The 11,585-nt window shown below is 72.6% G+C and carries 7 protein-coding genes; 4 read left to right on the plus strand and 3 right to left on the minus strand.

The window, feature by feature from the left end:
• Nucleotides 1–76: 76 nt before the first annotated feature.
• Entirely contained in the window at nucleotides 77–2,227 is a 2,151-nt protein-coding gene (locus ACZ303_RS03495; RefSeq protein ID WP_467334561.1) for an asparagine synthase-related protein, read from the plus strand.
• A 33-nt stretch (nucleotides 2,228–2,260) separates the two neighbouring features.
• Here the strand turns inward: ACZ303_RS03495 and ACZ303_RS03500 are convergent, their stop codons facing one another.
• Nucleotides 2,261–4,330: a sigma-70 family RNA polymerase sigma factor gene (locus tag ACZ303_RS03500; RefSeq protein WP_467334563.1), complete on the minus strand. Its 2,070-nt coding sequence runs from the start codon at nucleotides 4,328–4,330 to the stop codon at nucleotides 2,261–2,263.
• A gap of 247 nt (nucleotides 4,331–4,577) precedes the next feature.
• Nucleotides 4,578–5,315: a TetR/AcrR family transcriptional regulator gene (locus tag ACZ303_RS03505; RefSeq protein ID WP_467334565.1), complete on the minus strand. Its 738-nt coding sequence runs from the start codon at nucleotides 5,313–5,315 to the stop codon at nucleotides 4,578–4,580.
• Between the two features lie 401 nt (nucleotides 5,316–5,716).
• Here ACZ303_RS03505 and ACZ303_RS03510 point away from each other — a divergent pair, with 401 nt between their 5' ends.
• Together ACZ303_RS03510 and ACZ303_RS03515 are read left to right on the plus strand one after the other, a co-directional pair.
• Entirely contained in the window at nucleotides 5,717–7,060 is a 1,344-nt protein-coding gene (locus ACZ303_RS03510) for an NAD(P)/FAD-dependent oxidoreductase (RefSeq protein ID WP_467334567.1), read from the plus strand.
• Nucleotides 7,061–7,327: 267 nt separating this feature from the next.
• On the plus strand, nucleotides 7,328–9,109 hold the full coding sequence (locus ACZ303_RS03515; RefSeq protein ID WP_467334568.1) for an ATP-binding SpoIIE family protein phosphatase: 1,782 nt from the start codon (nucleotides 7,328–7,330) through the stop codon (nucleotides 9,107–9,109).
• A 63-nt stretch (nucleotides 9,110–9,172) separates the two neighbouring features.
• Here ACZ303_RS03515 and ACZ303_RS03520 read toward each other — a convergent pair whose 3' ends face one another.
• On the minus strand, nucleotides 9,173–10,480 hold the full coding sequence (locus tag ACZ303_RS03520; protein WP_467334621.1) for an MFS transporter: 1,308 nt from the start codon (nucleotides 10,478–10,480) through the stop codon (nucleotides 9,173–9,175).
• A 223-nt stretch (nucleotides 10,481–10,703) separates the two neighbouring features.
• Here ACZ303_RS03520 and ACZ303_RS03525 point away from each other — a divergent pair, with 223 nt between their 5' ends.
• Complete coding sequence (locus ACZ303_RS03525; RefSeq protein ID WP_467334570.1) at nucleotides 10,704–11,252, plus strand: MarR family winged helix-turn-helix transcriptional regulator; 549 nt, start codon at nucleotides 10,704–10,706, stop codon at nucleotides 11,250–11,252.
• Nucleotides 11,253–11,585 lie beyond the last annotated feature (333 nt).

Genomic DNA, 11,585 nt, shown 5'->3' on the forward strand with positions numbered 1-11,585 from the left:
TTTCGACACCCCAACCGTCGGCCCACTGTGCATGATGACTGCACCTGTTGGTTGTCCACAGCCTGTGGAGGCGGCGATGCGCTGGTTGGTGGGGTGGAGCAGCACCGCCTCAGGGACCGGTCCCCGTGCCGCGCCGTCCTACGGCGACGGCCCCGGACACCACGACGTCCCGACCGTCCACCCCGTCGGCGCACAGCTCCTGTGGGGCGACCCCGCACCCCTGTGGGCCGTCGGCGACTGGCGACCCGACGAGGTGCGCGTCGTCCAGATCGACCCGCTCACCCGCCTCGCCGTCCTCGGCCGCTGCGGCGCCGGCGACGAGGAGCTACGGGTCGGGCTGATCGCGGCGCGCGGTGGCGCGCTCCGTCACCTCACCGCGTGGCCCGGCGGCTACACCGCCGTCGTCCAGGTCGGACGGCGCATCACCGTCGCGGGCGACCTCGCCGGCGCCCGGCCCGTCTTCCACACGGCATGGGCCGGCGGCACCGCCTACGCCACGGCCGCGCTGCCGCTCGCCGACCTCATCGAGGCCCAGCTCGACGTCGGTCACCTCGCCGCGCTCCTCGCCTGCCCCGACTCCCCGGAGGCCCTCGGCGACGGCACGCCCTACAGGGGCGTACGGCGCGTGCCGCCGGGGCACGCCCTGGTGCTGCGCGACGGCGCGCGCGACATCGTGGGGTACGAACCGACGGCCTCGCTCGCCGTCGCCGCACCCCAACTCGCCCCCGACCAGGCCGTCGAAGGCATAAGGGACGCCCTCGTCGAAGCCGTACGCGCCCGCCTCGCGGCCCCCCGCCACGCCCCGGACCACCGCTTCGGCGACCTCGACCCCGGACCCGTACCCGGCATGGGCCCCGCCCAACGGCGCGCCGCCCGCGGCGGGCCCGCCCCCGGCATCGGCGCCGACCTCTCCGGAGGCAGCGCCTCCGCCACCCTGGCGCTCCTGGCGGCCGGACTGCCCGGCGTCCCCGGAACGCCCTTCGGGCACGGCACCGGCGCAGGCGAACGACTCCTCGCCGTCACCTTCAACGACCTCGCGGCCGGCGGCAGCCGCGCCCGCGAGGCGGAGCTCGAACGGGCCCGCGCCATCGCCGCGAACCCCCGCCTGCACCACATCGTCGTCGCCGCGGGCGAGGAAGCCCTCCCGTACGCCGACCTGGCGAGCGGCCCGCTGACCGACGAACCCGGACCCTCCCTCGTCACCGCCGAACGCCACCGCAGACGGCTGGTGGCGGGCAGCGCCGACCACCTCGTCGGCCACGGCGCGCGACAAGTGCTCGACGCCCACCCCGCCCGCCTCGCCGACCTGCTGATGGACCGCGGCCGGCGCCACCTGCTGCGGCCCGTCTCGGCGCTCGCCCGGGCCGACGGCCCGTCGACGCACTCCCTCTTCGTGCCCTTCACCGTCTACCGCGCGGCGCGCCGACTCGCCCGTACCTCCTACCGGGAGGGCCTGGAGACGGCCGCGGGGCAGCTGCTGGCGCCCGAGTTCCCCACCATGGACGACCCGGTGGCGACCTCCGGCCCGCCGGGGCCGGGCGGGGCCGTGGACGCCTCGCTCGCCGCCCTCACATGGTGCCGCCCCGGGCCGGCGGCGCGCTGGCTGACGGGGGAGGCGCTCGCCGAAGTATCGGTTCGCCTCCAGGCGGCCGCCGTCCGCCCGACAGGTCTCCTGCAACGCCCGGGGGAGCGCCGCGCCGCCGCCGCGCTCGCCCGGCACGCCGCGGACCACCGCGTACTCGAACAGGCCGCCGAGGTCCGCAGCCAGCGCCTCCACGCCCCCTTCCTCGACAACCAGGTCGTACGGGCCTGCCGCGCGCTCCCGGAGGCGCTCCGGGTGCAGCCGGGGGCGCGCGCCTCCGTACTGCGCGCGGTCCTGGCGGGCTCCGGCGTCCGCGAACTGCCGGCCGGCTGGGGTGCCACCACGCACGCGTCGCACGTCGCGGCCGTCCGCGCGGGCATCAGGGCCTCCGTGGGACCGCTGCTGGAGCTCTTCCACGCACCGCTGCTGGCCGACGCGGGACTCGTCGAGGCCAGGGTCGTACGAGCCGCCCTGCACGCGGCGGCACAGGGCCAGGCGCTGCCGCTGGACGGCCTCGCGGAACTGGTCTCCACCGAGCTGTGGCTACGGCGCCTGCTCGCCCGGCGCGGCACCTGCTGGACGGGCTCGGCGGCACCGCGCCAGCGAGCGGTCGCGGGCGGGGTGGTCCCGCGCCCCAGCCTGTGACGCGCGGGACAAGGCGAGTGGAGAGAGGCGTCCTCAACCGCAAGTGATCTGCGACCGAGCCCAGTCGGCCACCGCCGCGGTCCCCATCGCCGACCTCGGCTCCACGATCAGCCGGAGCGTTTCGTACCCCGACAGCGGCACGTGCACGGGCACCGCCGCCTCCCCGGCCCGCACGACCTCCGACTGCCACAGCCGCGTATCGCCGCCGTAGACGGAGAACCGCACGGCGCCGAGCCCGAAGGCCATGTCGTCGATGCCCGCCATGGCGTCGTAGGACGTACAGGAACGGTTCAGGTCGATGGTCACCGACGACATGCCGTGCACACTCACGCCATGGGGGTACGCCACCCCGCCGATCCGCAGGTCGTACCGCTGCCACAGCCAGCTGCTCCCGGCGAGCCGGATCTCGGGCTCGGTGCCGTCGCCGAGGCCCGAATAGTTCAGCTGGTCGAGCTGATAGACGGCTGCTGGGGCCGGGGGAGGGGGCGTCGGCGGAGGGGTGGGCGACGGCGACGGCCGGGGCGCCGGTGCCTTGGGCGGCGGGGGAGGCGGTTTCGGTTTCGGCGCCGTGGGGCTGGGCGCGGAGGGCGACGGCGACGGCCGGGGCTTCGCCGGCGGTGCCGGAGGAGCGGCGACGGGCTGTTTCCGTACGGGCGGAGGCGGGGCCGGAGCCCGTGTCGCGCTGGGCGTGGGCGCAGGGGTCGGCGTGGGCGTGGGCTTCGCCGTTGGCTTGCGTGGTGGTGGCGCCGGTACGGCCGGGTGTGCCGTCGCCTTGGCCTGCGGCTTCTTCGGCGGCTCGGGGGAGTGGCCCATCAGGGCGTACGCGGCCACGGCGCCGGCCGCGACCACCGCACCCGCCGCGATACCGAGCTTCGCCGGCGCACCCAGCCCCTCGCCCGCCGCCGCGCCCCCGGACGCCGTACCCGCCCCGGAGCCCCCGGCGCCCGCGCCCCCGCCGGTGGCCAACGCCGTACCCGCACCGGCGCCCGCGGCACCCGCCGCGAGTCCTGCCGCGGCCTTGACCGAGAAGCCGGCGGCGAACCAACCGACGACCGCGACCGGCAGCAGCGCGCGCAGCCGCTCATTGACGTCCGCGACCTCCAGCGCCGCCGTACGGCAGCGCGCGCACTCCTCCAGATGCTTCCGCATGCCCCGCTCGGCCCGCGTCCGCAGGCCACCCCGGGCATACGCGCCCAGCCGGTCCGCGTAGCGCGCACAGTCACCGCCGGACGTCAGCGACGCGCTCACATGCGCTTGGAGGTAGGCCTGTCGCAGCCCCTCGCGCGCCCGGTGCGCCAACACCGCCGTCGCGTTGGGCGTCAGCCCCAGCAGCGGCGCGACCTCACTGGGCGAGCCCTCCCCGACCGTCGTGTGCCACAGCACCGTCTGCCACCGCTCGGGCAGACTGCGGAACGCCAGCACCGCCAGGGACCGCTCGGCCTCCTGCATGGCCCGTACGTCCGCGCCGGGGTCGAGCGTGTCGTCATCGGAGGCGGAGACGGCCGCCGCCGAGGAGGCGAAGATCGCGAAGTCCTCGACGAGCTGCTCCCGCTTGGTGGTCTTCCCCCAGGACGCCGCGACGCGCCGCACCGTGGTCAGCAGATAGGCGCGCACCGCCGAATCGGGACCGGCCCCGCGCCGTACCGCCTGGAGGGTCCTCGCGAAGACCTCATTGGTGAGGTCCTCGGCGGTGTGGTCGTCACGGCAGCAGCTACGGGCGTACCGGCGGAGCGCGGCGGCATGGCGCCGATAGAGCTCCTCGTACGCCTTGCTGTCACCGGTACGCATCCGCGCGATGAGCTCGATGTCCGACGGCGGCACCTCGGCGCCGGCATCCGGCTCACTGCCACGGCCGTCGGAGTGCCGACCGCCGGAGTCACCACTGCCGGAACCGGCACTGTGGCTCCTACCGTCGCCGCCGATGCCGCCGCGGTGCCTGCCGTGACGCTGCCGCGGCACACTCGCGTCGCGGGTGCATCCGGCCGGGTCGGGAGCGACCGGCGAGGAGACGGACGGGCTGTTGTGCACAGGCAGGTGGCGAGGGAGGAGTGAGTCGCCCTCCTCGTCGCTCCCGGGCGGATCTTTCCGGCCGTCAACACCCATAGCGGAGGCCCCTGTACACGCCGGTACACCTGAACATCAGGAAGCGTGACACAGTGCCGCTCATCACGAGAGCAGCATGCGTGCCAACCACTCATCCGTGGTGTCTTCGTGCACCTGGAGTACTAGCGATCACCCGAACGGGGAAGACCGGCTCGAACGCGCCCAACGATGACAGTTGGGCGCGCCCGTCCCCACGGCGCCTCCACAACGACGCCCCAGGGGCGTCCTCACAAAGGCGCCCCAGGGCCTACTCCGCCGGCCGCGAGCGCAGTCCCTCCAGCAGGATGTCCAGCAGGCGCGAGGACGCGGCGGCCTGCTGCACCGCGTCCGGCAGCGACGGCGCGGCCGTCGCTATCACCAGCAGCACATCCGCGACCGTGACGTCCGGCCGCAGCTGACCCGCCGCCCGGGCCCGGTCCACCAGCCGTCCGACGACCTCCAGCAGCGCCGCCGCACCCGAGTCGTCCCGCTCCTCGACCGGAGCCGGCCGGGGCTCGACGAGCCGCAGCTCATGCAACTGGCCCCCGGTGACACCCGGCTGCCGCTGCTGCGGCACCCTCGGCTCGACCCGCTCCTCGGAGTCCACGTCGACGCCGACCCGCAGGACCTGGGGCGGCAACAGCCGTCCCGCGCCCGAGGCGACCGACGTGCGCAGGAAGCGCGACAGCGCCGACCACGGCTCGTCCTCCTGGCCCAGCGCCGTACGGGCCTGCTCGGTCAGCCGCGCCGTCTCCTCCTCGGCTATCCGCCGGACCAGCACGTCCTTGCTGGGGAACCGGCGATAGACCGTCCCCACCCCTACACGGGCCCGGCGCGCCACGTCCTCCATCGGCGCCCCGTACCCCAGCTCACCGAAGACCTCGCGCGCCGCTCGCAGCACATGCTCGAGGTTGCGCTGCGCGTCGACGCGCAGCGGTGTGCTCCGGCCGCCGTTGGTCTCGGCGGACGCGACAGCAGCCGACCAATGAGAGCTCTGAATATGCATATGTTTCCCCCGGTTATGACGTCTCCCCCCGGAGACTCCCCGCCCTGACTGTCGGGGCACGTCTCTGACACCCCGACGAAGTACGAACATAGTTGAGCCCCGGTCAAGAAAGAAGGGGTAGTTCCGCACAGGCCACCCCCGATTGGAGTACGGGCCCCCTCCGCCCTGATTCTGCACCACCTCACGACCCCACCGCAGCCACTCTGACCTGCACGCCTGTCATCCGCCCCGGCGCCCCGACCGCGGAGGGATCAGCTCCGCGGCCAGTCATACATTTCGCCGGGCCTGTGGACAAACCGCCGCCGGGGGTGCGTCATGGGAACAAGCTGTGCTTTGCCGGGGTGACCCGGCACCCGGCCGGACACCCCTCGGGCCGGGCGACCTCGCGAGGAGGGGCCTTGGTGAAGGAACCGGCGCGCATTCTGATCGTCGGCGGCGGCTACGTCGGGATGTACACCGCCCTCCGCCTCCAGCGGAAGGCCAGGCGGGGCGAGGCCCACATCATCGTGATCGACCCCGAGCCGTACATGACCTACCAGCCCTTCCTCCCCGAGGCGGCCGCCGGCTCCATCTCCCCCCGCCACGTGGTGGTCCCGCTGCGCCGCACCCTCTCCAAGTGCCAGGTCGTCATCGGCGAGGTCACCTCCATCGAACACGCCAAACGGACCGCGACCATCAGCACGCTCGCCACCCGCGAGGACGGCACCGGCGCCATCGAGGTCCACTACGACGAGCTGATCCTCGCCCCCGGCTCCATCTCCCGCACCCTCCCGGTCCCCGGCCTCGCCGACCACGGCATCGGCTTCAAGACCGTCGAGGAGGCCATCGGCCTGCGCAACCACGTCCTCGAACAGATGGACATCGCCTCCTCCACCCGCGACCCCGACATCCGCGACGCGGCCCTCACCTTCGTCTTCGTCGGCGGTGGCTACGCCGGCGTCGAGGCCCTCGCGGAGCTGGAGGACATGGCCCGCTACGCCGCCCGCTACTACCACAACCTCCGGCCCGACGACCTGAAGTTCATCCTCGTCGAGGCGACCGGCCGCATCCTCCCCGAGGTCGGCGAGGAGATGGGCCGCTACGCCCTCCGCGAGCTCCGCGGCCGCAACATCGATGTACGCCTCGACACCCGTCTGGAGTCCTGCGCCGACCGCGTCGCCGTCCTCAGCGACGGATCCCGCTTCCCCACGCGCACGCTCGTCTGGACCGCCGGGGTCAAGGCCCACCCCATCCTCGCCGCCACCGACCTGCCGCTCAACGGACACGGCAGGCTCGCCTGCACGCCCGCCCTCGCGGTGAAGGGCGTCGAGCACGCCTGGGGCGGCGGCGACGCGGCGGCCGTGCCGGACCTCACGGCCGACGAGGAAGGCGTGATGTGCGCGCCCAACGCCCAGCACGCGGTGCGCCAGACCAAGATCCTCGCCGGCAACGTCCTCGCGTCCCTGCGCGGCAAACCGCTCCAGGACTACCGGCACAAGTACGTCGGCTCCGTGGCCTCACTCGGTCTCCACCAGGGTGTCGCACACGTCTACGGCAAGAAGCTCAAGGGGTACCCCGCCTGGTTCATGCATCGTGCCTACCACCTCAGCAGGATCCCCACCTTCAACCGCAAGGCGCGTGTCCTGGCCGAATGGACCCTCACCGGGCTGTTCAAACGGGAGATCGTCTCGCTCGGCTCGCTGGAGAACCCGCGCGCCGAATTCGAACTCGCCGCGGACACCGGCCGTCATCCGGAAGCGAGTTGAAGCAGGTCGTGGGCGCGCAACCGGACCTGGGAACTCCCCCACAGGGGGTCGACGTCTGACGGATGTCAGTCCGGTCGGCCACACTGTTCGTGTGACCATGGGTGGGCCCGTCCCTGCGAAGAGTAACAATTACGAGGATTCGGACGTTTGCAGCATTCCCCCGGGGGCAGGCCCCCGCACCGCCAACCGCGGCCCCGCGCCGGGCGCGCGGCTCAGCCACCACACGTCGCCGAGCTGGTCCGGAACGACTCCGCGAGGTAATCCTCTGTGAACTTCACCCGCTGGAGCGCCCGGCTCCCCGGAACTCAGCGCCGAGCCGCGGCGCGCACCGACCGCACCGCCGCGGCCCCCCAACCCGCACCCGCGGCAGGCGGCTCCGTGCCCGCCGCCCGCGCCGAAGCGACCCCGCCCCTCCCCGGAGCGGAAAGCCCCGTCCCCACCCTCGACGGGCTCTCCGTCCACGACATCCTCGGCCAGGTCCCGGCCCTCGTGGCCGTCGTCTACGGCCCCGACCACCGCCTCGCCTACGTCAACGACGCCTACGCCGCCCTCTTCGGCCCCCGCGCCCCCGGCGCCCCCGCCCGCGAGGCCCTCCCCGAGCTGACCGAGCTGGGCCTGCTCCCCCTCATGGACCAGGTCCTGCGCAGCGGCAAGCCCCGTACGGTCAAATCCCGCCGCGTCACCACCGACACACGCACCACGCCACCCACCGACACCCGCCCCGACGCACGCGCGGACGACACGCCGACGGCCACCGACCCCGAACCCCGCCACGGTTACTACACCTTCACCTGCTCCCCGATCGCGGTCGGCGCCGCCGACGCCACCCAGCCCGGCGTCCTCGTCTTCGCCGCCGACGTCACCGACCAGGTCGAGGCCGCCGAACGCCTGCGCGCCAGCGAGCGCCGCCAGCGCGAGGCCGCCGTCACCCTGCAGCGCAGCCTCCTCCCCCAGGAGCTGGAGCAGCCCGACGACCTGCGCGTTGCCGCCACGTACCAGCCCGGCGGCAAGGACACCGCCGTCGGTGGCGACTGGTACGACGTCATCACCCTCGGCGCCGGCCGCACGGCACTGGTCATCGGCGACGTCATGGGCCGCGGAGTGCGCGCCGCCGCAGTCATGGGCCAGCTCCGCACGGCCGTACGCGCCTACGCCCGCCTCGACCTGCCGCCGCACGAGGTCCTCCAGCTCCTCGACGGCCTGGCCACCGAGATCGACGCGACGCAGATCGCCACCTGCGTCTACGCCGTCCACGACCCCAACGAGGGCCGCCTCGTCTACGCCTCCGCGGGCCACCTCCCCATCCTGGTCCGCGACCCCGACGGCACGGTCCGCCGCGCCGCCGAACCCACCGGCCCCCCGCTCGGCACCGGCGGCTGGCTCCACACCTCCGGCACCATGCCGCTCGGCCCCGGCTCCAGCGCCGTCCTCTATACGGACGGCCTGGTCGAACGCCGTAACGAGGACATCTACGAAGGCGTCGAAGCCCTGGAGCGCGCCTTCGCAGGCGCCACCGGCTCGCCCCAGGTCATGTGCGACCGCCTCATCCGCGCCCTCGGCGTCACCGCGGACCACGACGACGACGTCGCCGTGCTCGTCCTCCAGCACCCCGCCCGCACGGGCCACGACGCCGAGCTCTTCCACAACGCGGCCCTGGAACTGCTCGGCGGCGTCGAGGCGGCTCCCCGCGCCCGCGCCTTCGCCTCGGGCGTCCTGGTCAGCTGGCGCTTCCCGACCGAGCTGCGCGACCTGGGCGTCCTGGCCGCGAGCGAGCTCGTGGCCAACTCCCTCCAGCACGGCACACCGCCCATGCGGCTGCGCCTTCGCCGCACCGACCGCCGGCTGATCATCGAGGTGACCGACGGCGACGACCACCTCCCGCGCCGCCGCCGTGCCGAGCCGGCCGACGAGGCCGGCCGCGGCATCTCGATCATCGCCACCATCGCCTCCTCCTGGGGATCACGCCGCACCCCTGGCGGCGGCAAGGCGGTGTGGTGCGAATTCGCCCTCCCGACGAGGACGGTCCACACCGGAACGGCTCACGCGTAAAAGAGACGCTTGTGGCCCGGAAACGAAAGTTTCCGGGCCACAAGCGTTCATACGTATAAGAGGTCAGACGGAGACGGTCGTCCGCTCGCTCTCGCGGGTGACCTCGACCGGAGCGACGATCGCGGCGCGCCGTGCCGGAACCCGCAGGGGATTCTCCTGCGCCGGGGTGAGCCGTCGGCCCATCCGCAGCGCCAGCACCGTGATGCCGAGCGAGCAGGCGATCAGCATCCCGATGTACGCGACGTACATGCCGCCACCCGCCATCAGCCCGCCCACAGCGGGGCCTATCGCCAGCGCCAACTGCTTCACCAGGGCGAACGCGGAGTTGTACTGACCGACAAGCCGCCCCGGCGCCAGGTCCGCCACCAGCGGCGCCATGGTCGGCGACAGCATCGACTCGCCTATACCGAAGAGCGCGTACGTCGAGATCAGCAGCGCGGTCGCGACACCGTGCGCCCCCGGTACGAGCCCGGAGACACCGGCGGCCACCCACGCCACGGTCCAGATCAGACCGACGAGCGCGATGACCCGGCTGCGGCGCCGCCGCTCGACCAGCTTCAGCACGACGAACTGCGCCAGCACGATGGCGGCCGTGTTCGCGGCGAGGGCGATACCGAGCGTCGCGGGCGAGATCCGGGTGACCTCGACGGCGAAGGCGGCAAGACCCGCCTCGAACTGTCCGTAGCAGGCGAAGAACATCACGAAGCCCAGCCCGCACAGCTGCACCATCGCCCGGTCCGCGAGCAGTGCCCGCCATCCGCCCTTGGGGTCGTCGGTCGGCACCGCGTCCTCGACCTTGGGCACCTGCGGCAGCCGTACGGTCGCGATGGCCGCACCCAGGACCAGGAACATCACGGACTCGATCGCGAACAGCCGCACAAAGCTCGACGGGTCCGACACGTCCACGAGCTGTCCACCCAGCAGACCGCCGACGCCCAGGCCGAGGTTGTTGAGGAAGAACTGCGTGGCGAACGCGCGCGACCGCGTGGTGGGCGTCGAGCACCAGACGATCATCGTGGCCAGCGAGGGCTGGATCACCGCGATACCCGCACCGAGCGCGGCGGCCGCGGCGACGACGAGCGATTCGCTGTCCGCGAGCCCGAGCCCCATCGAACCGACGGCGGCGGAGACCGTACCGGCGACGGCAACAGGCAGCGGACCTCGCCGGTCGATGACCCGACCGGTGAAGGGCAGCACGACGAGCGCGGCCACGGCGAACGTCGCGAGCACGATGCCTGCCGTGCTCGCGCCGAGGTCCCGCACCTGAGCCACATAGATGAACAGGAACGGGACGGTGAAGCCATTGCCGAACGCGCTCAACGCGTTACCCAGCTGGATCCGGCGCAGCGCTGCGCCCATCGCGGTGGTCACACTCACCTACCTAGGCCAAAGGCGATCGAGGGTCGATCGCGGGAGGGAAGGGGTTCAAGAGGTTCAAGGGGTTCAAAGGAAGAGGGGAGGAAGCCAAGAGGGCCTGGATCGGGCCGACGGGAGCCGGACAGTCCAAGCCTGAAGACTTCAACACTAAACTTCGAAGCTAAAGAGTACATAGAGAAGGGCTTTAACGCCAATCACTCGTGCCATACTGCGGCTCATGGCTGACACCCCCGGCGCCCCCGAGCCGAGCCTCGACGAACAGATCGCGGCTTACCAGCGCGAGTTCCAAGACCTTGATCCGCAGGTGGAGAAGGTCGTCTCGGCCCTCAGCCGCCTCAACCGCCGCATGAACGTCGCGTACGGGCGGCAGACCTGTGAGCTCGGCATCAACAACGCCGAGTGGGAGGTCCTCAAGGCCCTCGTCCTCGCCGGCGACCCGTACCGCATGGGCCCCGGCGATCTCGCCAAGCGCCTCGGCCTCACCCCGGCCGCGATGACCCACCGCATCGACCGCATGGTCGCGGAGGGCCTCGTCACCCGGGAACGGGACGAGAACAACCGCGTCCGCGTCATCGTCGGCATCACCGAAGAGGGCCGCACGAAGTGGCTGGAGGCAATGCGGATGGCCACGGTCTTCGAGGCCGAGCTGCTCCAGGACCTCTCGGGCGACGAACGGCACCACTTGGGTGAGATGCTCACCCGCCTGCTGCGCCGGGTCGAGGAGGCCCAGCCGGACGCCGGCGGCCGCCTCAGCGACCTCGACTGAGGGCCGGACCTCGGCGGTTGACATGGATTTGACCCATGGGTAGTGTTCTCCGGGTTGCCACGCGAGCCTGACGGTTCCGAGGCAGCCACTCACGCCGCACCGGCGGCACTCTCTACTGCACGGCCCTTGAACGGGATGGATTTCGGCGTGCCGAAATTCGGAACGGGATGGCTTCGGACTCCGATTAGGAGGCCGGGGGGAAATCCGCTAAAGTAGTGATCACGCCGGAAGGCGCGCAAAACCCCGCTCCAACAGGGGGCCGGAGATGAAATCCGAACCGGGAACGGAACGGAAAACGGATCTGGTAAGGTTGGAAACACGAAATACCGAAGG

The sequence above is a fragment of the Streptomyces sp. NPDC023527 genome (genome assembly GCF_055560115.1).

What these genes read in the sequence shown, in the direction of transcription:
- ACZ303_RS03505 (WP_467334565.1), bottom strand. Translation starts at nt 5,315, where the DNA reads ATGCATATTCAGAGCTCTCATTGGTCGGCTGCTGTCGCGTCCGCCGAG.
- ACZ303_RS03525 (WP_467334570.1), top strand. Translation starts at nt 10,704, where the DNA reads ATGGCTGACACCCCCGGCGCCCCCGAGCCGAGCCTCGACGAACAGATC.
- ACZ303_RS03500 (WP_467334563.1), bottom strand. Translation starts at nt 4,330, where the DNA reads ATGGGTGTTGACGGCCGGAAAGATCCGCCCGGGAGCGACGAGGAGGGC.
- ACZ303_RS03495 (WP_467334561.1), top strand. Translation starts at nt 77, where the DNA reads ATGCGCTGGTTGGTGGGGTGGAGCAGCACCGCCTCAGGGACCGGTCCC.